The 21,951-nt window shown below is 67.8% G+C and carries 36 protein-coding genes and 1 pseudogene; 34 read left to right on the top strand and 3 right to left on the bottom strand.

Translation table 11 applies throughout. The features are described from left to right. Positions 1-7: 7 nt before the first annotated feature. Positions 8-595, bottom strand: a complete 588-nt coding sequence (locus IEJ02_RS35600) for a Uma2 family endonuclease (RefSeq protein ID WP_138914408.1) — start codon at positions 593-595, stop codon at positions 8-10. Between the two features lie 440 nt (positions 596-1,035). Here IEJ02_RS35600 and IEJ02_RS35605 point away from each other — a divergent pair, with 440 nt between their 5' ends. Further along, positions 1,036-1,326 carry a hypothetical protein gene (locus IEJ02_RS35605; protein WP_191068606.1) on the top strand — a complete coding sequence of 97 codons (291 nt, stop codon included), beginning with the start codon at positions 1,036-1,038 and terminating at the stop codon, positions 1,324-1,326. A 6-nt stretch (positions 1,327-1,332) separates the two neighbouring features. Here IEJ02_RS35605 and IEJ02_RS35610 read toward each other — a convergent pair whose 3' ends face one another. Beyond that, complete coding sequence (locus tag IEJ02_RS35610; RefSeq protein ID WP_317986008.1) at positions 1,333-2,283, bottom strand: helix-turn-helix domain-containing protein; 951 nt, start codon at positions 2,281-2,283, stop codon at positions 1,333-1,335. 417 nt (positions 2,284-2,700) lie between these two features. Between IEJ02_RS35610 and IEJ02_RS35615 the strand changes: the two are divergent. Continuing rightward, positions 2,701-2,817, top strand: a pseudogene (locus tag IEJ02_RS35615) (Uma2 family endonuclease); the annotation flags it as partial. Between the two features lie 3 nt (positions 2,818-2,820). On the opposite strand, the gene IEJ02_RS35620 reads toward IEJ02_RS35615, so the two are convergent. Beyond that, the gene (locus IEJ02_RS35620) at positions 2,821-3,630 is read right to left on the bottom strand and encodes a DUF3152 domain-containing protein (protein ID WP_191068607.1); all 810 of its coding nucleotides are present in this window, start codon (positions 3,628-3,630) and stop codon (positions 2,821-2,823) included. 541 nt (positions 3,631-4,171) lie between these two features. Here IEJ02_RS35620 and rpsJ point away from each other — a divergent pair. The 32 genes from rpsJ (at position 4,172) to truA (ending at position 21,909) form a co-directional block, all read left to right on the top strand. Then, positions 4,172-4,480, top strand: coding sequence for a 30S ribosomal protein S10 (rpsJ, locus tag IEJ02_RS35625; protein ID WP_003948644.1), 309 nt, complete (start codon positions 4,172-4,174; stop codon positions 4,478-4,480). A gap of 13 nt (positions 4,481-4,493) precedes the next feature. After that, entirely contained in the window at positions 4,494-5,138 is a 645-nt protein-coding gene (gene rplC / locus IEJ02_RS35630) for a 50S ribosomal protein L3 (protein WP_030835094.1), read from the top strand. 8 nt (positions 5,139-5,146) lie between these two features. Continuing rightward, positions 5,147-5,800, top strand: coding sequence for a 50S ribosomal protein L4 (rplD, locus tag IEJ02_RS35635; RefSeq protein WP_037952891.1), 654 nt, complete (start codon positions 5,147-5,149; stop codon positions 5,798-5,800). Then, positions 5,800-6,126 carry a 50S ribosomal protein L23 gene (gene rplW / locus IEJ02_RS35640; protein ID WP_030835099.1) on the top strand — a complete coding sequence of 109 codons (327 nt, stop codon included), beginning with the start codon at positions 5,800-5,802 and terminating at the stop codon, positions 6,124-6,126. Before rplD ends, rplW begins: the two co-directional genes overlap by 1 nt. Before the next feature lie 47 nt (positions 6,127-6,173). Continuing rightward, a complete protein-coding gene (gene rplB / locus IEJ02_RS35645; protein WP_020869259.1) occupies positions 6,174-7,010 on the top strand; it encodes a 50S ribosomal protein L2 in 837 nt (278 codons plus the stop codon). Between the two features lie 12 nt (positions 7,011-7,022). Continuing rightward, the gene (rpsS, locus tag IEJ02_RS35650) at positions 7,023-7,304 is read left to right on the top strand and encodes a 30S ribosomal protein S19 (RefSeq protein ID WP_020869258.1); all 282 of its coding nucleotides are present in this window, start codon (positions 7,023-7,025) and stop codon (positions 7,302-7,304) included. A 40-nt stretch (positions 7,305-7,344) separates the two neighbouring features. Then, positions 7,345-7,692: a 50S ribosomal protein L22 gene (gene rplV / locus IEJ02_RS35655; protein ID WP_059148970.1), complete on the top strand. Its 348-nt coding sequence runs from the start codon at positions 7,345-7,347 to the stop codon at positions 7,690-7,692. Then, positions 7,692-8,522 carry a 30S ribosomal protein S3 gene (gene rpsC, locus IEJ02_RS35660; RefSeq protein ID WP_137979068.1) on the top strand — a complete coding sequence of 277 codons (831 nt, stop codon included), beginning with the start codon at positions 7,692-7,694 and terminating at the stop codon, positions 8,520-8,522. The genes rplV and rpsC overlap by 1 nt, the downstream gene beginning before the upstream one ends. Positions 8,523-8,526: 4 nt before the next feature. Next, positions 8,527-8,946, top strand: a complete 420-nt coding sequence (gene rplP, locus IEJ02_RS35665; protein ID WP_009715875.1) for a 50S ribosomal protein L16 — start codon at positions 8,527-8,529, stop codon at positions 8,944-8,946. Then, complete coding sequence (rpmC, locus tag IEJ02_RS35670) at positions 8,946-9,170, top strand: 50S ribosomal protein L29 (RefSeq protein WP_009715874.1); 225 nt, start codon at positions 8,946-8,948, stop codon at positions 9,168-9,170. The genes rplP and rpmC overlap by 1 nt, the downstream gene beginning before the upstream one ends. Continuing rightward, positions 9,170-9,457, top strand: coding sequence for a 30S ribosomal protein S17 (gene rpsQ / locus IEJ02_RS35675; protein WP_137979069.1), 288 nt, complete (start codon positions 9,170-9,172; stop codon positions 9,455-9,457). Before rpmC ends, rpsQ begins: the two co-directional genes overlap by 1 nt. A 99-nt stretch (positions 9,458-9,556) precedes the next feature. Further along, complete coding sequence (rplN, locus tag IEJ02_RS35680) at positions 9,557-9,925, top strand: 50S ribosomal protein L14 (RefSeq protein WP_003998823.1); 369 nt, start codon at positions 9,557-9,559, stop codon at positions 9,923-9,925. Positions 9,926-9,928: 3 nt separating this feature from the next. After that, entirely contained in the window at positions 9,929-10,252 is a 324-nt protein-coding gene (rplX, locus tag IEJ02_RS35685) for a 50S ribosomal protein L24 (protein ID WP_030835110.1), read from the top strand. Next, on the top strand, positions 10,252-10,812 hold the full coding sequence (gene rplE / locus IEJ02_RS35690) for a 50S ribosomal protein L5 (RefSeq protein WP_020869255.1): 561 nt from the start codon (positions 10,252-10,254) through the stop codon (positions 10,810-10,812). Before rplX ends, rplE begins: the two co-directional genes overlap by 1 nt. A 3-nt stretch (positions 10,813-10,815) precedes the next feature. Further along, a complete protein-coding gene (locus tag IEJ02_RS35695) occupies positions 10,816-11,001 on the top strand; it encodes a type Z 30S ribosomal protein S14 (RefSeq protein WP_003948630.1) in 186 nt (61 codons plus the stop codon). A gap of 209 nt (positions 11,002-11,210) precedes the next feature. Continuing rightward, entirely contained in the window at positions 11,211-11,609 is a 399-nt protein-coding gene (gene rpsH, locus IEJ02_RS35700; RefSeq protein WP_014178779.1) for a 30S ribosomal protein S8, read from the top strand. Between the two features lie 20 nt (positions 11,610-11,629). Then, positions 11,630-12,169: a 50S ribosomal protein L6 gene (gene rplF / locus IEJ02_RS35705; RefSeq protein ID WP_037952896.1), complete on the top strand. Its 540-nt coding sequence runs from the start codon at positions 11,630-11,632 to the stop codon at positions 12,167-12,169. Between the two features lie 3 nt (positions 12,170-12,172). Then, positions 12,173-12,556: a 50S ribosomal protein L18 gene (rplR, locus tag IEJ02_RS35710; RefSeq protein ID WP_020869251.1), complete on the top strand. Its 384-nt coding sequence runs from the start codon at positions 12,173-12,175 to the stop codon at positions 12,554-12,556. Between the two features lie 43 nt (positions 12,557-12,599). Further along, entirely contained in the window at positions 12,600-13,205 is a 606-nt protein-coding gene (rpsE, locus tag IEJ02_RS35715) for a 30S ribosomal protein S5 (RefSeq protein ID WP_020869250.1), read from the top strand. Positions 13,206-13,207: 2 nt separating this feature from the next. Then, a complete protein-coding gene (rpmD, locus tag IEJ02_RS35720) occupies positions 13,208-13,390 on the top strand; it encodes a 50S ribosomal protein L30 (protein WP_037952898.1) in 183 nt (60 codons plus the stop codon). Position 13,391: 1 nt separating this feature from the next. Then, complete coding sequence (gene rplO, locus IEJ02_RS35725; RefSeq protein WP_137979070.1) at positions 13,392-13,847, top strand: 50S ribosomal protein L15; 456 nt, start codon at positions 13,392-13,394, stop codon at positions 13,845-13,847. A 204-nt stretch (positions 13,848-14,051) separates the two neighbouring features. Then, positions 14,052-15,365 carry a preprotein translocase subunit SecY gene (gene secY / locus IEJ02_RS35730; RefSeq protein WP_137979071.1) on the top strand — a complete coding sequence of 438 codons (1,314 nt, stop codon included), beginning with the start codon at positions 14,052-14,054 and terminating at the stop codon, positions 15,363-15,365. Next, positions 15,365-16,021: an adenylate kinase gene (locus IEJ02_RS35735; RefSeq protein ID WP_191068608.1), complete on the top strand. Its 657-nt coding sequence runs from the start codon at positions 15,365-15,367 to the stop codon at positions 16,019-16,021. Before secY ends, IEJ02_RS35735 begins: the two co-directional genes overlap by 1 nt. A gap of 93 nt (positions 16,022-16,114) precedes the next feature. Continuing rightward, positions 16,115-16,951 carry a type I methionyl aminopeptidase gene (gene map / locus IEJ02_RS35740; RefSeq protein WP_191068609.1) on the top strand — a complete coding sequence of 279 codons (837 nt, stop codon included), beginning with the start codon at positions 16,115-16,117 and terminating at the stop codon, positions 16,949-16,951. Positions 16,952-17,101: 150 nt separating this feature from the next. After that, complete coding sequence (infA, locus tag IEJ02_RS35745; RefSeq protein ID WP_003956442.1) at positions 17,102-17,323, top strand: translation initiation factor IF-1; 222 nt, start codon at positions 17,102-17,104, stop codon at positions 17,321-17,323. 28 nt (positions 17,324-17,351) lie between these two features. Continuing rightward, positions 17,352-17,465, top strand: a complete 114-nt coding sequence (gene rpmJ, locus IEJ02_RS35750) for a 50S ribosomal protein L36 (RefSeq protein ID WP_003956441.1) — start codon at positions 17,352-17,354, stop codon at positions 17,463-17,465. A 196-nt stretch (positions 17,466-17,661) separates the two neighbouring features. Next, positions 17,662-18,042: a 30S ribosomal protein S13 gene (gene rpsM / locus IEJ02_RS35755; RefSeq protein ID WP_060945198.1), complete on the top strand. Its 381-nt coding sequence runs from the start codon at positions 17,662-17,664 to the stop codon at positions 18,040-18,042. Between the two features lie 68 nt (positions 18,043-18,110). Next, complete coding sequence (gene rpsK, locus IEJ02_RS35760) at positions 18,111-18,515, top strand: 30S ribosomal protein S11 (protein ID WP_009715860.1); 405 nt, start codon at positions 18,111-18,113, stop codon at positions 18,513-18,515. A gap of 28 nt (positions 18,516-18,543) precedes the next feature. Further along, the gene (rpsD, locus tag IEJ02_RS35765) at positions 18,544-19,170 is read left to right on the top strand and encodes a 30S ribosomal protein S4 (protein WP_191068610.1); all 627 of its coding nucleotides are present in this window, start codon (positions 18,544-18,546) and stop codon (positions 19,168-19,170) included. Between the two features lie 130 nt (positions 19,171-19,300). Further along, on the top strand, positions 19,301-20,323 hold the full coding sequence (locus IEJ02_RS35770; RefSeq protein WP_009715858.1) for a DNA-directed RNA polymerase subunit alpha: 1,023 nt from the start codon (positions 19,301-19,303) through the stop codon (positions 20,321-20,323). Between the two features lie 112 nt (positions 20,324-20,435). Further along, positions 20,436-20,957, top strand: a complete 522-nt coding sequence (gene rplQ, locus IEJ02_RS35775; protein WP_191068611.1) for a 50S ribosomal protein L17 — start codon at positions 20,436-20,438, stop codon at positions 20,955-20,957. Between the two features lie 85 nt (positions 20,958-21,042). Continuing rightward, positions 21,043-21,909: a tRNA pseudouridine(38-40) synthase TruA gene (gene truA / locus IEJ02_RS35780; protein ID WP_191068612.1), complete on the top strand. Its 867-nt coding sequence runs from the start codon at positions 21,043-21,045 to the stop codon at positions 21,907-21,909. The last annotated feature ends 42 nt before the right edge of the window (positions 21,910-21,951 follow it).

Here is a 21,951-nt window from a genome sequence, read left to right on the forward strand (position 1 = left end):
TGCCGCTCTACCGATAGCGCGGCAGGTTCTCCGTCGAGATCGTCCACTCGCCGATGGTGATGTCCTCCCCGTAGACGAAGTCCTTCCGGGTCGCGTACCGGGGGCCGTGCGGAGTGGGGTGGATCTCGGACAGCACGGCGCCCTCACCCGTACGGGGATCGAAGATCACATACACGGGAACTCCCAGCTGTGGATAATCCCGTGTCTTCCCCACCCAGTCATTGTCCGGATTGGACCGGGACACCACCTCGATGGCGGCGAGGAGCGTCTTCGGATCGAGCGCTCCTTCGACGTCCATATCCGCTTCGGCGATCACGATCACGTCCGGATGGCGCAGCACGCCTGTGTTCGGGTCCTCCACATCCGGTGTGCCGGTATGGGCCAGCAGATCGTCCGGCATGACCTTCTCCAGCCGACGGCTGATGCGCGCCGCCGTCAACTCGTGCGGCCCCCCCGGCGACATCATGTCGTGAACGATCCCTTCCTTGGTGATCTCCAGCTTTCCGGGAACGCTTTCCTGTATCTGCTCGACGATGTCCCGCATGGACTGGTAGCGGAGTGCGTCACGGTCGGCGTGATCCGGGGCGATCGTCATGGCGTTCGCTCCTCTCTCGGGCGGCGGCCGAGTGTGTCGGACAACGGGAAGACCTCACGGTCATGCTAGTGCCGCGTCGGTGAAGATCTGCCCCGCTCGCCGCCTTGGTACGGCCGCCCCAGCTACCGCTGGGAGCTTGCCGACCTTGTACGCGAACGTCCATGCGATGTATCGGGGTGAACGCTGTCATTGCTGGTTGATCATCACCTGGGGGCGGCTGTACTGCCCGTGTGAGGGGCGCTGCTTGACCATTCCCGTGCCCGGCACGCCGTCGAACGCCGACCGCGCGGCCCGCAGGATCGCGGCGCGCGCCGCGCTCTGTCCGCTCCCTGAAGGCGACCCGCGCCGTACCCCGTAGCGTGTGTTGTCGTTTGACAACACGGCCGGGCTGGGTAACGCAATTGGAGCATGCGCTCGGGCGGCCGGAGACCATGCGGACAATGTGTGCGCTGCCACGGAGTGAGCCGGATCGGCTGGCGGTGGTGTGTGCGGTCCTCCAGGACCGGTTGAGCGCGGTGCTCGACCAGATCGCTCCGGACGACGCGTCGGCGCTGCTCGCAGTGCGCGGCGAGGACGCCACCCTCCACCTGCTGGGCGTCGCCTCCCGAGCGCTCCCCGGTACGGTCCCCGTATCGGACCTGGGGCTCGGCAACGGGGCCACCGTGGGCGATCTGTTGTTGGAGCTCTCCAGCCGTTCGGTCGCCCCGACGACACCACTCGCGCTGGCCTGACTTTCTTCAGGCAGCGGTCGGCGTGACAGCGTCTTCGGGTTCTCGGCAGCCTCGGCAGAGGCCGGGCCCTGGGGAGCGGAAGGCGCGGTCGCAGCCGTCGCAGTTCTGGAGGGGGACGACTGCCGGGCGTGGTGGCGTGGGCTGGGCCGCCGGGAGAGGCGGCGGCAGCAGCGCGGTGAGGCGATGGGCGAGCAGAGCGGCCGGGTGACGCAGGTCGGGCGGGAGGTTCGTGCTCAGGGTCCGGCGTACGGCCTCGGGGGTGGCGCCACGCTCCAGCCAGGTGGTGACGGCGGGGGCGAGGCGGCGCACGTCCCGCTCGGGCAGGAGTAAGCGGTCGTCGTCGCGGCGCAGCTCAGCGAGGAGCGACGTCGCGGCGCGAGCGCGGGTTCCGAGGGGCGCGGGGTCGGCCTGCGTGGCGGGTGGGCGCGGCGGCGCGGGAATCCGGACGGGTACGGGCGCCGGGGGCGGCGAGGGAGGGACGGGCGGTGCGGGCGGGACGGCGCCGGCCGGGGGCGCTGGTGCCAGGCTGCCGGGGTCGGTCCGGCGCGGCGGTGCCAGGCCGGGGTCGGTCCGGGGCGGCGGTGCCAGGCCGGGGTCGGTCCGGGGCGGCGGTGCGGGCGGCCTGACCGCCTCGCGCGGCCGGATCTCCCCGGCGCGGCGGCGGGCGCGGGTGATCTCCGGGGCGTTGTACGAGAACGTCCGGGTGACGATTCGCCCCTCGGACGTACGCTCCCGGACCCGCTCGAGGTACCCGTGCCGCTCCAGCTCCCGGAGCGCGGCGGCGATCCGGTCCCGCCCTTCCGGGAACTTCGCGGCCAGTGTCCTGATGTCCACCTGGGCCCCGTCGGGCAGCGACTGGATGTGCGCGCCGAGCCCGATCGCGGTCAGGGACAGCGCGCGGTGCTGGGTGAGGTGATTGCCGATGACCGTGTACTGGGTGGGTTGGTGCTCACTCACATGGGTGAGTCCGCCGGCGGATCGGCGAACCAGGGAAAGCGCGCGCGGAGGCGCGCTAAGCTGCTGCTCAGCCACTGGGGAAGCCCTAACTTCCTCGTTGGTCAGGCCCTCGAACGGGATGCCACTCCCGGCCGGGGGCCGTCGCATGTCTGGGGTTGTCGTGCCCGAGCCTGCCCTGCCGGGCCGCCGGTGCGCCAGTTGGAGCGGGCGGGATCACCCGCGCGGGTGACCAGGGTGAGGTTTGGATGGGTTGGGTGGGTTCTTTCCGGGGGTTCTTGGCCATTGATCTCCCGCAGCCCCGGGATCTCGGCCACCGGGGCCGGGGATGCCGGACGCCGGTGCGGGCGGACGATGTCAGCGGCGGAGGGCGAGTTCGGCCCAGACCGTCTTGCAGATCAGCTCGGGCACGACGCCCCATATGAGCTGGATCCCGTGACCAAGTCCTACACGAACACCGGCATCCATCACGAGCGGCTGAAGCTGACGGTCCCCTTCACGATCGACATCGACCTGACCCAGATCGATCACATGTAGTCGTCACGGGACGGCCGGGCCCTCGATGTACCTGCCGTTCGCGCTGTAGGGCCACTCGTTCGCGGCACAGCCCTTGAGCCCGTATATCTGCTGCATCATCACCGGCGCCCGTTTGCCCTTCCCGGGGCAGGTCTCGTGGCCGTGGCCGATGCGGTGGCCGACCTCGTGGTTGACGATCAGCGCCCGGTAGCCGCTGATGGGGCCGGAGAACTCCGGTGAGCCGGTGTTCCAGCGTGTGAGGTTGACCATGATCTGGGTGCCGGCGTCGCAGTTGACCTCGCCATGGGTGTCCAGGCCCACGGCGCCGCAGATCTCGTCGACCGTGTCCGGGGTGGCGATCTTCACCTCGAAGTCGGAGGGGCCGTCGGCGACCAGCTGGAAGGAGTGGATGCCGTCGTTGGTCCAGCCGCGCTTGTCGGCGAGGATCGCCGAGATCTCGGCCGCGGCCCGCTTCGCGTCGACGCCGGTGCCCTTCTCCACCATGACCTTGAACCGCCGGAGATCGCCTCCCTTGCCGATCACCGTGCCGGAGGACTTCGCGGTGACGAACTCGCCGGTCGCGGTGGTGGGGGAGCCCGGGCGAGGGGGTCTTGAGGTGGCCGAGATGGCGTCCGGCGGCGGGGGTGTCGCGTTGGCGGCGCGGGCCGTGCCGTCGCCATCGTCGTCGCGTAACGCGAACACGACCCCGGCGATCAGGGCCGCACCGGCGGCCAGTGCCACCGCCGCGTTCCGGGGGCGGGCGCTCCGGGTGGTGCGCCCCCGTCGTCTTGGTGGTGAGGTGGATGGGCCGGGGGCCTGCGCGGTGGAGGTCATGGGGGCGCTTCCAGGGGTGTCAGTGTCGTGTGTTCCCCTGGAGAGACGTGTGGGACGGGTGACCGGTTGGGGCTCGTGCCCTGTTGCGCGCGGGGTCACATGGGGTTGCACGGTCGCACCTGACATCGTGCCCCGGTCTCCGGTGCCCGCCGAGTTTGAAGTGCGCCCCGCGAGGGGTACGCTTCCGGGCCCCTGATTGGCGTCCGGAGCAGCCGCTATGGCACACTAACCAGGTTGCTCGGTTGAGTGCCGATGCTGCGCGCCTCCCGCCGGGAGGACCGGAAGCGAGTCCCACAGTACTCGTCGCCCCTGATCAGGGGCGGAAGTACGGGAATCTTCCGGGAAGTGTCAGCGGGGCCCCAGCCAGGCGCCCGGTGGGTGACTTTCTCCCCCAGCAACCCCCTTCACCAGGGATTTCCGTGCGGAGATTTATGGGAAGGGATGCGACACGCCCGACCGCGTGGGTCGGTGGTGAGGTGGAGGAGGGCGCGAACGCCATCGGGTCCCAGAGCGTTACGAGAGACAGGACTACGAAGTAGCCATGGCGGGACAGAAGATCCGCATCCGGCTCAAGGCTTACGACCACGAGGTCATCGACTCCTCGGCGAAGAAGATCGTCGAGACGGTGACCCGGACTGGTGCGTCGGTCGCGGGCCCGGTGCCGCTGCCCACAGAGAAGAACGTGTACTGCGTCATCAAGTCGCCGCACAAGTACAAGGACTCGCGCGAGCACTTCGAGATGCGTACGCACAAGCGCCTCATCGACATCCTCGACCCCACGCCGAAGACGGTTGACTCGCTGATGCGTCTCGACCTGCCGGCCGGCGTCGACATCGAGATCAAGCTCTGAGGTGACGCGCGAGATGGCTAAGCAGATCAAGGGCGTCCTGGGCGAGAAGCTCGGCATGACGCAGGTGTGGGACGAGAACAACCGCGTCGTCCCGGTCACCGTCGTCAAGGCCGGTCCCTGCGTCGTTACCCAGGTCCGTACCGCTGACGCGGACGGCTACAGCGCCGTCCAGATCGCCTTCGGCGAGATCGACCCGCGCAAGGTGAACAAGCCGCTCAAGGGCCACTTCGCCAAGGCGGACGTGACCCCGCGCCGCCACCTGGTGGAGCTGCGTACCGCCGACGCCGGTGAGTACACGCTCGGCCAGGAGGTCACGGCCGAGGTGTTCGAGTCCGGTGTCAAGGTCGACGTGACCGGCACCAGCAAGGGCAAGGGCACCGCCGGTGTCATGAAGCGCCACGGCTTCGGCGGCCTCGGCGCCGGCCACGGCACCCAGCGCAAGCACCGCTCGCCGGGCTCCATCGGTGGCTGCGCCACCCCGGGCCGCGTGTTCAAGGGCCTGCGCATGGCCGGCCGCATGGGCAATGAGCGGGTCACCACCCAGAACCTGACCGTCCACGCCGTTGACGCGGAGAAGGGTCTGCTCCTGATCAAGGGAGCGGTTCCTGGTCCGAACGGCGGCCTCGTCCTGGTCCGTACCGCGGCCAAGGGGGCCTGAGGTAACCGATGAGCACCATTGACATCCTTTCGCCGGCAGGCGACAAGGCCGGGTCCGTCGAACTCCCCGCGGAGATCTTCGACGCGCAGGTCAGCGTTCCGCTGATCCACCAGGTCGTCGTCGCCCAGCTGGCCGCTGCCCGCCAGGGCACGCACAAGACCAAGACCCGTGGTGAGGTCCGCGGCGGTGGCAAGAAGCCGTACCGCCAGAAGGGCACCGGCCGCGCGCGCCAGGGCTCGACCCGCGCGCCGCAGTTCGCCGGCGGTGGCGTCGTGCACGGCCCCGTGCCGCGCGACTACAGCCAGCGCACCCCGAAGAAGATGAAGGCCGCCGCGCTGCGCGGGGCCCTCTCCGACCGGGCGCGTCACGAGCGCATCCACGTCGTGACCGGCGTGGTCGACGGCGAGATCTCCACCAAGGCCGCGAAGGCCCTGCTGGGCAAGATCAGCGAGCGCAAGAACGTGCTCCTGGTCGCCGAGCGGAGCGACGAGGCCGCGTGGCTGTCCGCCCGCAACCTGCCCCAGGTGCACATCCTGGAGCCGGGCCAGCTGAACACGTACGACGTGCTCGTCTCCGACGACGTGGTCTTCACCAAGGCCGCCTTCGAGTCCTTCGTGGCTGGTCCCAAGGCCGCTGAGAAGACCGAAGGGAGCGCCGCCTGATGAGTGAGGCGACCGCTGTCACCAGCAAGACCTTCACCGACCCCCGCGACGTTCTCGTCAAGCCGGTGGTCTCGGAGAAGAGCTACGCGCTGCTGGACGAGAACAAGTACACGTTCATCGTCGACCCGCGCGCGAACAAGACCCAGATCAAGCAGGCCGTCGAGGCGGTCTTCTCGGTCAAGGTCACCGGGGTCAACACGATCAACCGCCAGGGCAAGCGCAAGCGCACCCGCACCGGTTTCGGCAAGCGCAAGGACACCAAGCGCGCCATCGTGACCCTCGCCGAGGGCGACCGCATCGACATCTTCGGCGGTCCGGTCTCCTGACGGAGATCGGAACGTCCAGAAGTCCGGAATCTTCCGAGGACTGAGAAATGGGTATCCGCAAGTACAAGCCGACGACCCCGGGCCGTCGTGGCTCCAGCGTCGCCGACTTCGTCGAGATCACGCGGTCCACGCCGGAGAAGTCGCTGGTCCGCCCGCTGCACAGCAAGGGTGGTCGTAACAACGCCGGCCGCATCACGGTCCGCCACCAGGGTGGCGGTCACAAGCGTGCGTACCGCGTGATCGACTTCCGCCGTCACGACAAGGACGGCGTCCCGGCGAAGGTCGCACACATCGAATACGACCCCAACCGCACCGCGCGCATCGCGCTGCTGCACTACGCCGACGGCGAGAAGCGCTACATCCTCGCGCCGCGCGGCCTGACGCAGGGCGACCGGATCGAGAACGGCCCCGGCGCCGACATCAAGCCCGGTAACAACCTCGCGCTGCGCAACATCCCGGTCGGTACCACGCTCCACGCCATCGAGCTGCGGCCCGGCGGCGGCGCGAAGTTCGCCCGCTCCGCGGGTGCCTCCGTGCAGCTGCTGGCGAAGGAGGGCTCCATGGCCCACCTGCGCATGCCGTCCGGTGAGATTCGCCTGGTCGACGTCCGCTGCCGCGCCACCGTCGGCGAGGTCGGCAACGCCGAGCAGTCGAACATCAACTGGGGCAAGGCCGGCCGCATGCGCTGGAAGGGCGTCCGCCCGACCGTTCGTGGTGTGGTCATGAACCCCGTCGACCACCCGCACGGTGGTGGTGAGGGCAAGACCTCCGGTGGTCGCCACCCGGTCTCGCCGTGGGGTCAGAAGGAGGGCCGTACGCGCTCGCCGAAGAAGGCCAGCAACAAGTACATCGTCCGCCGCCGCAAGACGAACAAGAAGCGCTAGGAGCGGGTTTAGATGCCGCGCAGTCTCAAGAAGGGGCCCTTCGTCGACGACCACCTGATCAAGAAGGTGGACACGCAGAACGAAGCAGGCACCAAGAACGTCATCAAGACCTGGTCCCGCCGCTCGATGATCGTCCCGGCCATGCTCGGCCACACGATCGCGGTGCACGACGGCCGCAAGCACGTCCCGGTGTTCGTCACCGAGTCGATGGTCGGCCACAAGCTCGGCGAGTTCGCGCCGACCCGCACCTTCCGCGGCCATGAGAAGGACGACCGCAAGTCGCGTCGTCGCTGATCAGCGGAAAAGACTCATGACAGACACCGAAGGGACAACCATGGAAGCCAGGGCCCAGGCGCGGTACATCCGCGTCACGCCCATGAAGGCCCGCCGCGTGGTGGACCTCATCCGTGGCATGAGTGCCACGGAGGCCCAGGCGGTCCTGCGTTTCGCCCCGCAGGCCGCGAGCGTGCCGGTCGGCAAGGTGCTGGACAGCGCCATCGCCAACGCCGCGCACAACTACGACCACACCGACGCCGACAGCCTCTTCATCTCCGAGGCGTACGTCGACGAGGGCCCGACCCTGAAGCGGTTCCGTCCGCGCGCCCAGGGCCGCGCCTACCGGATCCGCAAGCGGACCAGCCACATCACCGTGGTCGTCAGCAGCAAGGAAGGAACCCGGTAATGGGCCAGAAGGTAAACCCGCACGGGTTCCGGCTCGGCATCACCACCGACTTCAAGTCGCGCTGGTACGCCGACAAGCTGTACAAGGACTACGTCAAGGAAGACGTCGCCATCCGCCGGATGATGACGTCGGGCATGGAGCGCGCCGGTATCTCCAAGGTGGAGATCGAGCGCACCCGTGACCGGGTCCGCGTCGACATCCACACCGCCCGGCCGGGCATCGTCATCGGCCGCCGCGGCGCCGAGGCCGACCGTATCCGCGGCGACCTGGAGAAGCTGACCGGCAAGCAGGTGCAGCTGAACATCCTCGAGGTGAAGAACCCCGAGGTCGACGCTCAGCTGGTGGCCCAGGCCGTCGCCGAGCAGCTGTCCTCCCGCGTCTCCTTCCGTCGCGCCATGCGCAAGTCGATGCAGAGCGCGATGAAGGCCGGTGCCAAGGGCATCAAGATCCAGTGTGGTGGCCGTCTCGGCGGTGCCGAGATGTCCCGCTCGGAGTTCTACCGCGAGGGCCGGGTGCCGCTGCACACGCTCCGCGCGAACGTCGAGTACGGCTTCTTCGAGGCCAAGACCACCTTCGGCCGCATCGGCGTCAAGGTGTGGATCTACAAGGGCGACGTGAAGAACATCGCCGAGGTCCGCGCCGAGAACGCCGCCGCCCGCGCCGGCAACCGCCCGTCGCGTGGTGGCAGCGACCGCCCGCAGCGCCGTGGTGGCGAGCGCGGCGGCCGCGGCCGTAAGCCGCAGCAGTCCGCCGCGGCCGCCGAGGCCAACAAGGCCGAGGCGCCCGCCGCCGCTGCGGCCGAGCCCAGCGCAGCCGGAAAGGAGAGCTGACCCCATGCTGATCCCTCGCAGGGTCAAGCACCGCAAGCAGCACCACCCCAAGCGGTCCGGCATGGCCAAGGGCGGTACGGAGCTGGCGTTCGGCGAGTACGGCATCCAGGCCGTCACCCCGGCGTACGTCACCAACCGTCAGATCGAGGCCGCTCGTATCGCGATGACCCGCCACATCAAGCGTGGCGGCAAGGTCTGGATCAACATCTACCCGGACCGTCCGCTGACGAAGAAGCCTGCCGAGACCCGCATGGGTTCCGGTAAGGGTTCGCCGGAGTGGTGGGTCGCGAACGTCAAGCCCGGTCGGGTGATGTTCGAGCTGTCCTACCCGAACGAGAAGACTGCGCGTGAGGCGCTCACCCGCGCTGCTCACAAGCTCCCGATGAAGTGCCGGATCGTTCGGCGCGAGGCAGGTGAGTCGTGATGGCGGCCGGTACCAAGGCGTCCGAGCTGCGTGAGCTGAACAACGAGGACCTCGTTGGCAAGCTGCGTGAGGCCAAGGAAGAGCTGTTCAACCTCCGCTTCCAGGCGGCGACCGGACAGCTCGAGAACCACGGCCGGCTGAAGGCCGTCCGGAAGGACATCGCCCGGATCTACACCCTGATGCGGGAGCGCGAGCTCGGCATCGAGACGGTGGAGAGCGCCTGATGAGCGAGACGAATGTGACTGAGAACGCACCGCAGAACCGCGGCTTCCGCAAGACCCGTGAGGGTCTGGTCGTCAGCGACAAGATGGACAAGACCGTCGTCGTCGCCGTCGAGGACCGCGTCAAGCACGCGCTGTACGGCAAGGTCATCCGCCGTACCAACAAGCTCAAGGCGCACGACGAGCAGAACGCCGCGGGTGTCGGCGACCGCGTCCTCCTGATGGAGACCCGGCCGCTGTCCGCGACCAAGCGCTGGCGCGTCGTCGAGATCCTCGAGAAGGCCAAGTAACCCCCTGAGGACAGCAGTCCTCAGGCCAGTTCCGCCAGGCTCGGCGGGGGCCCGGACCAGGGCCCCCGCCGGGAACCGGCAGACGATCAGGAGATAGACGTGATCCAGCAGGAGTCGCGACTGCGCGTCGCCGACAACACGGGCGCGAAGGAGATCCTTTGCATCCGTGTTCTCGGTGGCTCCGGTCGCCGCTACGCGGGCATTGGTGACGTCATCGTCGCCACCGTCAAGGACGCGATCCCCGGTGGCAACGTGAAGAAGGGTGACGTCGTCAAGGCGGTCATCGTGCGCACCGTGAAGGAGCGCCGCCGCCCGGACGGTTCGTACATCCGCTTCGACGAGAACGCGGCCGTCATCCTCAAGAACGATGGCGACCCCCGTGGCACCCGTATCTTCGGCCCCGTGGGCCGTGAGCTGCGCGAGAAGAAGTTCATGAAGATCATCTCGCTCGCGCCGGAGGTGCTGTAACCGATGAAGATCAAGAAGGGCGACCTGGTCCAGGTCATCACCGGTAAGGACAAGGGCAAGCAGGGCAAGGTCATCGCGGCCTTCCCGCGCGAGGACCGGGTCCTGGTCGAGGGTGTCAACCGGGTCAAGAAGCACACCAAGGCCGGACAGACCGCTCGTGGTTCGAAGACCGGCGGCATCGTGACGACCGAGGCCCCCATCCACGTGAGCAATGTGCAGCTCGTGGTGGAGAAGGACGGCAAGAAGGTCGTCACCCGCGTCGGATACCGCTTCGACGACGAGGGCAACAAGATCCGCGTTGCCAAGCGGACCGGTGAGGACATCTGATGACTGCCACCACCACTGCACCGCGTCTCAAGGCGCGCTACCGCGAAGAGATCCAGGGCAAGCTGCAGGAGCAGTTCTCCTACGAGAACGTCATGCAGATCCCGGGTCTGACCAAGGTCGTGGTCAACATGGGTGTGGGCGACGCCGCCCGCGACTCCAAGCTGATCGAGGGCGCCATCCGCGACCTCGCCACGATCACCGGCCAGAAGCCCGCCGTCACCAAGGCCCGTAAGTCCATCGCGCAGTTCAAGCTGCGTGAGGGCCAGCCGATCGGTGCCCACGTCACCCTCCGCGGTGACCGCATGTGGGAGTTCCTGGACCGCCTGGTGTCGCTCGCGCTTCCGCGCATCCGCGACTTCCGCGGTCTGTCGCCGAAGCAGTTCGACGGCCGGGGCAACTACACCTTCGGTCTCACGGAGCAGGTCATGTTCCACGAGATCGACCAGGACAAGATCGACCGCGTCCGGGGTATGGACATCACCGTGGTGACCACGGCGACCAACGACGAAGAGGGCCGCGCCCTGCTGCGTCACCTCGGCTTCCCGTTCAAGGAGGCGTGAGCCGTGGCGAAGAAGGCTCTCATTGCCAAGGCCGCCCGCAAGCCCAAGTTCGGCGTGCGTGGGTACACGCGCTGCCAGCGCTGCGGACGTCCGCACTCCGTGTACCGCAAGTTCGGCCTGTGCCGCGTGTGCCTCCGTGAGATGGCTCACCGCGGCGAGCTGCCGGGCGTGACCAAGAGCTCCTGGTAATCGACCCTTACGGGTTGATACCGGGCTCTCGGTAAGCAAATGGATGGCGAGGCCCGCCCGTCCGCTCCCGTAGAGTGGAAGGGTTGGGCGCTCGCCGCCCAGAATCCTTACTACGCCGTAGGTCCCCGCGCCGCACCCGTGCCCGCCACTGAGCGGGTGAGAGGGATGGCGCATACAGGAAACCCCGGCGAGAGAGGCCGAAGGCCATCATGACCATGACCGATCCGATCGCAGACATGCTGACGCGTCTGCGAAACGCGAACTCGGCGTACCACGACTCCGTCGTGATGCCCCACAGCAAGATCAAGTCGCATATCGCGGAGATCCTCCAGCAGGAGGGCTACATCACCGGCTGGAAGGTCGAGGACGCCGAGGTCGGCAAGAACCTCGTCCTCGAGCTGAAGTTCGGCCCGAACCGCGAGCGCTCGATCGCCGGCATCAAGCGGATCTCGAAGCCGGGCCTGCGGGTCTACGCAAAGTCCACCAACCTGCCGAAGGTGCTCGGCGGCCTGGGCGTGGCGATCATCTCCACGTCGCACGGGCTCCTCACCGACAAGCAGGCCGGCAAGAAGGGCGTGGGTGGGGAAGTCCTCGCCTACGTCTGGTAACCAGGGAACGGAGGAAGCACATGTCGCGCATTGGCAAGCTGCCCATCCAGGTTCCCGCTGGTGTGGACGTCACCATCGATGGCCGCACGGTCGCCGTGAAGGGCCCCAAGGGCTCTCTCTCGCACACCGTCGCCGCGCCGATCGAGGTCGCCAAGGGTGAGGACAACGTCCTCGTTGTCACCCGCCCGAACGACGAGCGTCAGAACAAGGCCCTGCACGGCCTGTCGCGCACGCTGGTGGCGAACATGATCACCGGCGTGACCCAGGGCTACAGCAAGGCGCTCGAGATCAGCGGTGTCGGTTACCGCGTCCAGGCCAAGGGCTCCAACCTGGAGTTCTCCCTGGGCTACAGCCACCCGATCCTGGTCGAGGCCCCGGAGGGCATCTCCTTCAAGGTGGAGTCCCCGACCAAGCTGAGCGTCGAGGGCATCGACAAGCAGAAGGTCGGCGAGGTCGCCGCGAACATCCGCAAGCTGCGCAAGCCCGACCCGTACAAGGCCAAGGGCGTGAAGTACGCGGGCGAGGTCATCCGCCGCAAGGTCGGAAAGGCTGGTAAGTAAGCCATGGCATACGGTGTGAAGATCGCCAAGGGCAACGCGCGCAAGGCCGCTGCCGTCAAGCGGCGTCACATCCGCGTCCGCAAGCGGGTCTCCGGTACGCCGGTCCGCCCCCGCCTCGTGGTGACGCGGTCCAACCGTCACATGGTGGCGCAGGTCATCGACGACATCGCGGGCCACACCCTGGCCTCGGCGTCGACGCTGGACAGCTCCATCCGGGCGGCCGAGGGCGACAAGAGCGCCCAGGCGCAGCAGGTCGGCGCCCTGGTGGCCGAGCGGGCGAAGGCCGCGGGCATCGAGGCCGTCGTGTTCGACCGCGGTGGCAACAAGTACGCCGGGCGCATCGCCGCTCTGGCGGACGCCGCCCGCGAGGCCGGGCTGAAGTTCTGAGCCCCGGTTCCAACGCAAAGCGGAAACGAGAGAGGTAAATCCAATGGCTGGACCCCAGCGCCGCGGTGGCGGCGCCGGTGGCGGCGAGCGGCGGGACCGGAAGGACCGGCGGGACGGTGGCGCTGCCGCCGAGAAGACCGCTTACGTCGAGCGTGTTGTCGCGATCAACCGCGTCGCCAAGGTTGTGAAGGGTGGTCGTCGCTTCAGCTTCACCGCGCTGGTCGTGGTGGGCGACGGTGACGGCACCGTGGGTGTCGGTTACGGCAAGGCCAAGGAGGTGCCGGCCGCGATCGCCAAGGGCGTGGAGGAGGCCAAGAAGCACTTCTTCAAGGTCCCCCGGATCGCCGGCACCATCCCGCACCCGATCCAGGGTGAGGAGGCCGCGGGTGTCGTGCTGCTGAAGCCGGCGTCGCCCGGTACCGGTGTGATCGCCGGTGGCCCGGTGCGTGCCGTGCTGGAGTGCGCGGGCATCCACGACGTGCTGAGCAAGTCGCTCGGCTCGTCGAACCCGATCAACATCGTGCACGCCACGGTGGCCGCTCTGCGGGGCCTGCAGCGCCCCGAGGAGATCGCCGCCCGCCGTGGTCTGCCGCTGGAGGACGTCGCCCCCGCCGCTCTGCTGCGGGCGCGTGCCGGGGTGGGTGTGTGAGCATGGCCCGCCTGAAGATCACGCAGACGAAGTCGTACATCGGCAGCAAGCAGAACCACCGCGACACGCTGCGTTCGCTCGGGCTGAAGAAGCTCGGCGACGTGGTCGTCAAGGAGGACCGCCCCGAGTTCCGCGGCATGGCGCAGACCGTGCGGCACCTCGTGACGGTCGAGGAGGTCGACTGACATGGCGGAGAACAACCCGCTGAAGGTCCACAACCTCCGGCCCGCCCCGGGCGCCAAGACCGCCAAGACCCGTGTCGGTCGTGGTGAGGCGTCCAAGGGTAAGACCGCTGGTCGTGGCACCAAGGGCACCAAGGCCCGCTACCAGGTTCCGGAGCGCTTCGAGGGTGGGCAGATGCCCCTCCACATGCGGCTCCCGAAGCTCAAGGGCTTCAAGAACCCCTTCCGCACCGAGTACCAGGTCGTGAACCTGGACAAGCTGGCCGCGCTCTACCCCGAGGGTGGCGAGGTCACGGTGGCCGACCTGGTCGCCAAGGGTGCGGTTCGCAAGAACCAGCTCGTCAAGGTGCTGGGCTCCGGTGAGGTCTCGGTGGCGCTCCAGGTGACGGTCGACGCCGTCTCCGGCTCCGCCAAGGACAAGATCACCGCTGCCGGTGGCACCGTCACCGAGCTCGTCTGAGCACGGTGAGTTTCTGACCGGGGGTGCCCCAGATACGGGGCATCCCCGGTTGGTCGTTCCAAGCGGGGCCGGGTCGCCGGTAAGGTGGCTGGCGTTGTTACCTTCCGCGCGGTACGTCTCCGCGCGGGTCCTGGCTGATAAGTATTCGTCGATCCTCAAGACCGTCACCTCTCGCGAAGCGACGCGGGGGGCGCAGGAGGCACCGTGCTCACCGCGTTCGCCCGGGCGTTCAAGACGCCCGACCTGCGCAAGAAGCTGCTGTTCACGCTGGGCATCATCGTGCTCTTCCGGCTCGGGCAACACGTCCCGATCCCGGGCATCGACTACAAGAACGTCCAGACGTGCATGGACCTCGCCAAGGGCCAGCAGGGGCTGTTCGGCCTGGTCAACATGTTCAGTGGTGGCGCACTGCTCCAGATCACCATCTTCGCGCTGGGGATCATGCCGTACATCACGGCGAGCATCATCCTGCAGCTGCTGACCGTGGTGATCCCGCGCCTCGAGGCCCTCAAGAAGGAGGGCCAGGCCGGTCAGGCGAAGATCACGCAGTACACCCGTTATCTGACCATCGCGCTGGCGATCCTCCAGGGCACCGGCCTGGTGGCCACCGCCCGCAGCGGCTCGCTCTTCCAGAGCTGCCCGGTCGGCGGACAGATCGTCCGTGACGACTCGATCTTCACCACCGCCGTGATGGTCATCACGATGACCGCGGGCACCGCGCTGATCATGTGGCTCGGTGAGCTGGTCACCGACCGCGGCATCGGCAACGGCATGTCGATCCTGATGTTCGTCTCGATCGCCGCCGGGTTCCCGAGCGCGATGTGGAGCATCAAGCAGCAGGGCAAGATCATGGACGGCTGGCTGGAGTTCGGCCTGGTGATCCTCTGTGGTCTGGCCATGGTCGGCCTGGTGGTCTTCGTCGAGCAGGCCCAGCGCCGGATCCCCGTGCAATACGCCAAGCGCATGATCGGCCGTCGCTCTTACGGCGGTACGTCCACCTACATCCCGATGAAGGTGAACCAGGCGGGTGTGATCCCCGTGATCTTCGCCTCATCGCTGCTGTACATCCCGGCGCTGATCGTCCAGTTCTCGAATTCGAAGGCCGGCTGGGCGACCTGGATCTCGCAGAACTTCGTCAAGGGCGACCACCCGATCTACATCGCCACGTACTTCCTGCTGATCGTCTTCTTCGCGTTCTTCTATGTCGCCATCAGCTTCAACCCCGAAGAAGTTGCCGACAACATGAAGAAGTATGGTGGGTTCATCCCGGGTATCCGGGCTGGTCGTCCCACCGCGGAGTATCTGAGCTACGTGCTGAACCGCATCACGTGGCCCGGTGCGCTCTATCTGGGCTTGATCGCCCTGGTGCCCACGGTGGCGCTGGTGACGCTCAACGCCAATCAGAACTTCCCGTTCGGCGGCACGAGCATCCTGATCATCGTGGGTGTCGGCCTGGAGACTGTGAAGCAGATCGAGAGCCAGCTTCAGCAGCGACACTACGAAGGGTTCCTCCGCTGATGCGAATCGTCCTCGTCGGACCTCCGGGAGCCGGCAAGGGTACGCAGGCCGCGTACCTCGCCGAGAAGCTGTCGATCCCGCACATCTCCACCGGCGACCTGTTCCGCGCGAACATCAGCCAGGGCACCCCCCTCGGCAAGCAGGCGCAGGAGTACATGCGGGCCGGGCAGCTGGTACCGGACGAGGTCACCATCGGCATGGCGGAGGACCGGATGGGCCAGCCGGACGCGGCGGGCGGCTTCCTGCTCGACGGCTTCCCGCGCAACCTGGCGCAGGCCGAGGCCCTGGACGCCTACCTCCGGGACCACGAGCTCACGCTGGACGCGGTGCTGGACCTGGAGGTCCCCGAGGCCGAGGTGGTCAAGCGGATCGCCGGCCGCCGCACGTGCCGCAACGACAGCGCGCACACCTTCCATGTGGAGTACAAGAAGCCCAAGGTCGAAGGCGTGTGCGACGTGTGCGGCGGCGAGCTGTACCAGCGCGAGGACGACAGCGAGGAAACGGTCCGCGACCGGCTGGAGGTCTACCACAGCCAGACCGAGCCGATCATCGACTACTACAAGGCCCAGGGCCTGGTCGTGACGATCTCGGCGCTGGGCAAGGTCTCCGAGGTCACCCAGCGGGCGATGGACGCCCTGGCGGCCAAGGCGGCCTAGAGAACGCAAGCTGTCACCGGCCGCGATGCCCCGTCGGGGCATCGCGGCCGTACTGTTGACCAGATACGTGTGTGGACCGCGGAAGGCTGAGTGATGGTGGAGATCAAGACTCCCGAGCAGATCGCGAAGATGCGTGAGGCGGGACTGGTCGTCGCCGCCATTCACGAGGCGACCCGGGCGGCGGCCGTCCCCGGCGCCAGTACCAAGGACCTGGACGACGTCGCCCGTAAGGTCATCGCCGACCACGGCGCCAAGTCGAACTTCCTGGGGTACGGCGGCTTCCCCGCCACCATCTGCACCTCGGTGAACGACGTCGTGGTGCATGGCATCCCGGACCGGGAGACCGTCCTGAAGGACGGCGACATCATCTCCATCGACGCGGGCGCGATCGTGGACGGCTGGCACGGCGACGCCGCCTTCACCGCCTTCGTGGGCACCGGGCACGCCCCGGAGCTGTACGAGCTCAGCCGGGTCACCGAGGAGTCGATGTGGGCCGGGATCGCGGCGGTCCGCAAGGGCCACCGGCTGGTCGACATCTCCAAGGCGATCGAGGGCTACATCCGCCGCCAGCCCCGCCCGGCCTCCGGCAAGTACGGGATCATCGAGGACTACGGCGGCCACGGCATCGGCACCCAGATGCACATGGACCCGCATCTGCTGAACTACGTCTCCAAGAAGCGCGGCAAGGGTCCGAAGCTGGTCCCCGGCTTCTGCATCGCGATCGAGCCCATGGTGAGCCTGGGCACCGCGAAGACGCACGTCCTGGCAGACGACTGGACGGTCAAGACGGACGACGGCACCTGGTCCAGCCACTGGGAGCACTCGGTCGCGCTGACCGAGGAGGGTCCGCTGGTGCTGACCGCCGTGGACGGCGGCAAGGCCAAGCTGGCCGAGCTGGGCGTGGAGACCGCGCCCGACCCGCTGGCCTGACGATCTCCGTGGGCATAAAGATCTCAAAATCGGGGCATGATGCCCCGGATTCGTGTTTCGGGATGCCCTGACGTAGACTGACACGTCGGCTCTCGCATGCCCTCCCGCATGTCGCGAGCCGATCAAGGTAGCCGATCCCGAAAGCAGGACATGGCCAAGAAGCAAGGCGCCATCGAAATCGAGGGCACCGTGATCGAGTCTCTGCCGAACGCGATGTTCAAGGTGGAGCTTCAGAACGGTCACAAGGTCCTCGCGCACATCAGCGGCAAGATGCGCATGCACTACATTCGCATCCTGCCCGATGACCGGGTGGTCGTGGAGCTGTCTCCGTACGACCTCACGCGCGGACGGATCGTCTACCGCTACAAGTAGATCTCACGACCCGGAGAACCTCACACCCATGAAGGTCAAGCCGAGCGTCAAGAAGATCTGCGACAAGTGCAAGGTGATCCGCCGCCACGGCCGGGTCATGGTCATCTGCGACAACCTGCGCCACAAGCAGCGCCAGGGCTGACGCACACCGGCCGGAATCCTGCACCACTCGCAGTATCTTCGCGCGACGTCATAACTTTGCGTACATACGCAGTCACCCGTTCCCGCCCCGCGGGGACGACACCCCCGGTCGGAGGCCGGGGACCCGTAAGCCGTTCCGTACGGCGGCCGGGAGTGGTGCTGCGGAAGACCTCCGACAACCACCTGGAGCCAGATTCATGGCACGCCTCGCAGGCGTTGACCTCCCGCGCGACAAGCGCGTCGAGGTCGCCCTCACCTACGTCTTCGGCATCGGTCGCACCCTTGCCCAGCAGACGCTCGCCAACACCGGTGTGAACCCGGACACCCGCGTTCGCGACCTGGCCGAAGAGGACCTGGTCAAGATCCGCGAGTACGTGGACAACAACATCAAGACCGAGGGTGACCTCCGTCGCGAGATCCAGGCCGACATCCGCCGCAAGGTCGAGATCGGCTGCTACCAGGGTCTGCGTCACCGCCGCGGCCTTCCGGTCCACGGCCAGCGCACGTCGACCAACGCCCGCACCCGCAAGGGCCCGCGTCGCGCCATCGCCGGTAAGAAGAAGCCGGGCAAGAAGTAGTCCGCACCGGACGCTGACAAGCGGTCCGAGCTGTAGGACCGACCACCTCCACGGGAGATTTCAAGAGAATGCCTCCGAAGAGCAGGACGGCCGGCGCCAAGAAGGTGCGCCGCAAGGAAAAGAAGAACGTCGCCCACGGGCACGCTCACATCAAGAGCACGTTCAACAACACCATCGTCTCGATCACGGACCCGACCGGGAACGTGATCTCTTGGGCCTCGGCCGGCCACGTCGGCTTCAAGGGCTCGCGCAAGTCCACTCCGTTCGCCGCGCAGATGGCCGCCGAGTCGGCCGCCCGCCGCGCGCAGGAGCACGGCATGCGCAAGGTCGACGTGTTCGTCAAGGGTCCGGGCTCCGGCCGTGAGACCGCGATCCGCTCGCTCCAGGCCACCGGCCTGGAGGTGGGCTCGATCCAGGACGTCACTCCGACTCCGCACAACGGATGCCGCCCGCCCAAGCGTCGGCGCGTCTGACCGGCTGAAGTAGGAGACAACAGAAACAATGGCGCGTTACACCGGGGCCGACTGCAAGCGTTGCCGTCGGGAGAAGCAGAAGCTCTTCCTCAAGGGGAGCAAGTGCGAGAGCGCGAAGTGCCCGATCGAGATCCGTCCTTACCCCCCGGGTGAGCACGGTCGCGGGCGCACCAAGGACAGCGAGTACCTGCTGCAGCTCCGTGAGAAGCAGAAGGCGACCCGCATCTACGGCGTCCTTGAGAAGCAGTTCCGTGGTTACTACGCGGAGGCGAACAAGAAGACCGGCAAGACCGGTGAGAACCTTCTTCGCATCCTCGAGACCCGACTCGACAACGTGGTCTACCGGGCCGGCTTCGCCAAGTCCCGCGACCACGCCCGTCAGCTGGTCCGCCACGGCCACTTCACCGTGAACGGCGTCAAGACCGACATCCCGTCGGCTCGTGTCACCGTGAACGACATCGTCGAGGTCCGTCCGAAGTCCCGCACCCTGACCCCCTTCCAGGTGGCTCAGGCCGAGGCGGGCGAGCGCACCGTGCCGGCGTGGCTGGAGGCCATTCCGTCGCAGCTGCGGATCCTCGTGCACTCGCTGCCCGAGCGCCAGGTGATCGACACCCAGGTGCAGGAGCAGCTGATCGTCGAGCTCTACTCCAAGTAGTAGCGATGACCCGTCGGCGTAGCCGGCTGATGTGAGGGTCGGGCGGTACGGAGCCGTTTGGCACGTACCGCCCGTACCATTGAAGGGTTCGGCGTCAAATAGCGGGCGCCGAAGACTGGAGGCAATACCCATGCTGATCGCTCAGCGTCCCTCGTTGACCGAAGAGGTCGTCGACGAGTTCCGCTCCCGGTTCGTGATCGAGCCGCTGGAGCCGGGCTTCGGCTACACCCTCGGAAACTCCCTGCGTCGTACGCTCCTCTCCTCGATCCCCGGTGCGGCGGTCACGTCCATCCGGATCGACGGGGTCCTGCACGAGTTCACCACCGTGCCGGGCGTCAAGGAGGACGTCACCGACCTGATCCTCAACATCAAGCAGCTGGTCGTCTCCTCGGAGCACGACGAGCCGGTCGTGATGTACCTGCGCAAGCAGGGCCCGGGTCTGGTCACCGCCGCCGACATCGCGCCGCCCGCCGGTGTCGAGGTGCACAACCCCGACCTGGTCCTGGCCACGCTGAACGGCAAGGGCAAGCTGGAGATGGAGCTGACCGTCGAGCGCGGTCGCGGCTATGTCTCCGCCGTGCAGAACAAGCAGGTCGGCCAGGAGATCGGCCGGATCCCGGTCGACTCGATCTACTCGCCGGTGCTCAAGGTCACCTACAAGGTCGAGGCGACCCGTGTCGAGCAGCGCACCGACTTCGACAAGCTGATCGTCGACGTCGAGACCAAGCAGGCCATGCGGCCGCGCGACGCCATGGCGTCGGCCGGTAAGACCCTGGTCGAGCTGTTCGGCCTGGCCCGCGAGCTGAACGTGGACGCCGAGGGCATCGACATGGGCCCGTCCCCGACGGACGCCGCCCTCGCCGCCGACCTGGCGCTGCCGATCGAGGAGCTCGAGCTCACCGTTCGTTCGTACAACTGCCTCAAGCGCGAGGGCATCCACTCCGTGGGTGAGCTCGTGGCGCGGTCCGAGGCGGACCTGCTCGACATCCGCAACTTCGGCGCCAAGTCGATCGACGAGGTCAAGGCGAAGCTGGCCGGTATGGGCCTCGCGCTCAAGGACAGCCCGCCCGGATTCGACCCGACCGCCGCCGCTGACGCCTTCGGCGCCGATGACGACGCGGACGCCGGTTTCGTGGAGACCGAGCAGTACTAGAACCCGCTGGTCCGCTGTGGCTGAGGTCTCGTCCTCAACCGCCGGACGGGCTGGATTTTGTCCACTGACACCGGTACCTGATACGGCCGGTGCAGACATCTAGGAGATACACATGCCGAAGCCCACCAAGGGCGCCCGTCTGGGCGGCAGCGCCGCACACGAGCGGCTCCTGCTGGCGAACCTCGCCACGGCGCTGTTCGAGCACGGCCGGATCACCACCACCGAGGCGAAGGCCCGCCGTCTGCGCCCGGTCGCGGAGAAGCTGGTCACCAAGGCGAAGAAGGGCGACCTTCACAACCGCCGTCTGGTGCTCCAGACCATCCGCGACAAGAGCGTCGTGCACACCCTCTTCACCGAGATCGGGCCGCGCTACGAGAACCGGCCGGGTGGCTACACCCGCATCACCAAGATCGGTAACCGCCGTGGCGACAACGCCCCGATGGCGGTCATCGAGCTGGTCGAGGCGCTGACCGTGCAGCAGGAGGCCGTGGGCGAGGCCGAGGCCGCCACCAAGCGCACCGCCAAGGACGCCGCCGGTGACCAGGCCGTCGCGGACCTCAAGAAGGAGACCCCGGCCGCCGAGGCCACCGAGGCTCCGGCCGAGGCCGAGGCCGAGGAGTCGAAGGACGCCTGAGGCGTCTGATCGGCTTTCGTCGTACGGACGGGCCCGCCCCCAGATCCTGGGAGCGGGCCCGTTCCGCATGGAGAGGAACGACCCAGTGAGTGACGAGGCGGCGCCCGGTTTCGTACGGGTCCGGCTGGATCTGAGTTACGACGGCAAGGAGTTCTCGGGCTGGGCCAAGCAGCGCGAGCGGCGCACCGTACAGGGCGAGCTGGAGAGCGCGCTGCGGACGGTGACGCGCTCCTCTGAGACCTTCGAGCTGACCGTCGCGGGCCGCACCGATGCGGGGGTGCACGCCCGCGGCCAGGTGGCGCACGTGGATCTGCCCGAGGCGCTGTGGGCCGAGCACCGGGACAAGCTGTTGCGGCGGCTGGCCGGCCGGCTGCCCCATGACGTACGGGTCTGGAAGGTCGCCGAGGCCCCCACCGGGTTCAACGCCCGCTTCTCCGCGATCTGGCGGCGCTACGCCTACCGGGTCACCGACCACCCCGGCGGGGTCGACCCGCTGCTGCGCGGCCATGTGCTGTGGCACGACTGGCCGCTGGACGTGGACGCCATGAACGCGGCCTCGACACGGCTCCTGGGCGAGCACGACTTCGCCGCGTACTGCAAGAAGCGCGACGGCGCCACCACCATCCGCACCCTCCAGCGGCTGGACTGGGTGCGCGGGGCGGACGGCGTGATCACGGCCACGGTGCGGGCGGACGCCTTCTGCCACAACATGGTGCGCTCGCTGGTGGGCGCCCTGCTCTTCGTCGGAGACGGCCACCGCCCCCCGGACTGGCCCGCCAAGGTGCTCTCCGCCGGGCTGCGCGACTCCGCCGTCCATGTCGTACGCCCGCACGGCCTGACCCTGGAAGAGGTCGGCTACCCGGCCGACGACCAACTCGCCGCCCGTAACCGGGAGTCCCGCAACAAGCGCTCCCTGCCGGGCGCGACGGCGATCGGTTCCGGCTGCTGCTGAGACGGCTGCCGCTGAGACGGTGGGTGTGGGCGGGCGATCACT

Source organism: Streptomyces sp. 5-10, assembly GCF_014712245.1.
Taxonomy (GTDB): Bacteria; Actinomycetota; Actinomycetes; order Streptomycetales; family Streptomycetaceae; genus Streptomyces; species Streptomyces violaceusniger.

Bases quoted from the DNA above. Each gene is read 5' to 3' on its own strand.
- IEJ02_RS35600 (WP_138914408.1), bottom strand. From the start codon at position 595: ATGACGATCGCCCCGGATCACGCCGACCGTGACGCACTCCGCTACCAG.
- IEJ02_RS35605 (WP_191068606.1), top strand. From the start codon at position 1,036: ATGTGTGCGCTGCCACGGAGTGAGCCGGATCGGCTGGCGGTGGTGTGT.
- IEJ02_RS35620 (WP_191068607.1), bottom strand. From the start codon at position 3,630: ATGACCTCCACCGCGCAGGCCCCCGGCCCATCCACCTCACCACCAAGA.
- rpsJ (WP_003948644.1), top strand. From the start codon at position 4,172: ATGGCGGGACAGAAGATCCGCATCCGGCTCAAGGCTTACGACCACGAG.
- rplC (WP_030835094.1), top strand. From the start codon at position 4,494: ATGGCTAAGCAGATCAAGGGCGTCCTGGGCGAGAAGCTCGGCATGACG.
- rplD (WP_037952891.1), top strand. From the start codon at position 5,147: ATGAGCACCATTGACATCCTTTCGCCGGCAGGCGACAAGGCCGGGTCC.
- rplW (WP_030835099.1), top strand. From the start codon at position 5,800: ATGAGTGAGGCGACCGCTGTCACCAGCAAGACCTTCACCGACCCCCGC.
- rplB (WP_020869259.1), top strand. From the start codon at position 6,174: ATGGGTATCCGCAAGTACAAGCCGACGACCCCGGGCCGTCGTGGCTCC.
- rpsS (WP_020869258.1), top strand. From the start codon at position 7,023: ATGCCGCGCAGTCTCAAGAAGGGGCCCTTCGTCGACGACCACCTGATC.
- rplV (WP_059148970.1), top strand. From the start codon at position 7,345: ATGGAAGCCAGGGCCCAGGCGCGGTACATCCGCGTCACGCCCATGAAG.
- rpsC (WP_137979068.1), top strand. From the start codon at position 7,692: ATGGGCCAGAAGGTAAACCCGCACGGGTTCCGGCTCGGCATCACCACC.
- rplP (WP_009715875.1), top strand. From the start codon at position 8,527: ATGCTGATCCCTCGCAGGGTCAAGCACCGCAAGCAGCACCACCCCAAG.
- rpmC (WP_009715874.1), top strand. From the start codon at position 8,946: ATGGCGGCCGGTACCAAGGCGTCCGAGCTGCGTGAGCTGAACAACGAG.
- rpsQ (WP_137979069.1), top strand. From the start codon at position 9,170: ATGAGCGAGACGAATGTGACTGAGAACGCACCGCAGAACCGCGGCTTC.
- rplX (WP_030835110.1), top strand. From the start codon at position 9,929: ATGAAGATCAAGAAGGGCGACCTGGTCCAGGTCATCACCGGTAAGGAC.
- rplE (WP_020869255.1), top strand. From the start codon at position 10,252: ATGACTGCCACCACCACTGCACCGCGTCTCAAGGCGCGCTACCGCGAA.
- rpsH (WP_014178779.1), top strand. From the start codon at position 11,211: ATGACCATGACCGATCCGATCGCAGACATGCTGACGCGTCTGCGAAAC.
- rplF (WP_037952896.1), top strand. From the start codon at position 11,630: ATGTCGCGCATTGGCAAGCTGCCCATCCAGGTTCCCGCTGGTGTGGAC.
- rplR (WP_020869251.1), top strand. From the start codon at position 12,173: ATGGCATACGGTGTGAAGATCGCCAAGGGCAACGCGCGCAAGGCCGCT.
- rpsE (WP_020869250.1), top strand. From the start codon at position 12,600: ATGGCTGGACCCCAGCGCCGCGGTGGCGGCGCCGGTGGCGGCGAGCGG.
- rpmD (WP_037952898.1), top strand. From the start codon at position 13,208: ATGGCCCGCCTGAAGATCACGCAGACGAAGTCGTACATCGGCAGCAAG.
- rplO (WP_137979070.1), top strand. From the start codon at position 13,392: ATGGCGGAGAACAACCCGCTGAAGGTCCACAACCTCCGGCCCGCCCCG.
- IEJ02_RS35735 (WP_191068608.1), top strand. From the start codon at position 15,365: ATGCGAATCGTCCTCGTCGGACCTCCGGGAGCCGGCAAGGGTACGCAG.
- map (WP_191068609.1), top strand. From the start codon at position 16,115: ATGGTGGAGATCAAGACTCCCGAGCAGATCGCGAAGATGCGTGAGGCG.
- infA (WP_003956442.1), top strand. From the start codon at position 17,102: ATGGCCAAGAAGCAAGGCGCCATCGAAATCGAGGGCACCGTGATCGAG.
- rpmJ (WP_003956441.1), top strand. From the start codon at position 17,352: ATGAAGGTCAAGCCGAGCGTCAAGAAGATCTGCGACAAGTGCAAGGTG.
- rpsM (WP_060945198.1), top strand. From the start codon at position 17,662: ATGGCACGCCTCGCAGGCGTTGACCTCCCGCGCGACAAGCGCGTCGAG.
- rpsK (WP_009715860.1), top strand. From the start codon at position 18,111: ATGCCTCCGAAGAGCAGGACGGCCGGCGCCAAGAAGGTGCGCCGCAAG.
- rpsD (WP_191068610.1), top strand. From the start codon at position 18,544: ATGGCGCGTTACACCGGGGCCGACTGCAAGCGTTGCCGTCGGGAGAAG.
- IEJ02_RS35770 (WP_009715858.1), top strand. From the start codon at position 19,301: ATGCTGATCGCTCAGCGTCCCTCGTTGACCGAAGAGGTCGTCGACGAG.
- rplQ (WP_191068611.1), top strand. From the start codon at position 20,436: ATGCCGAAGCCCACCAAGGGCGCCCGTCTGGGCGGCAGCGCCGCACAC.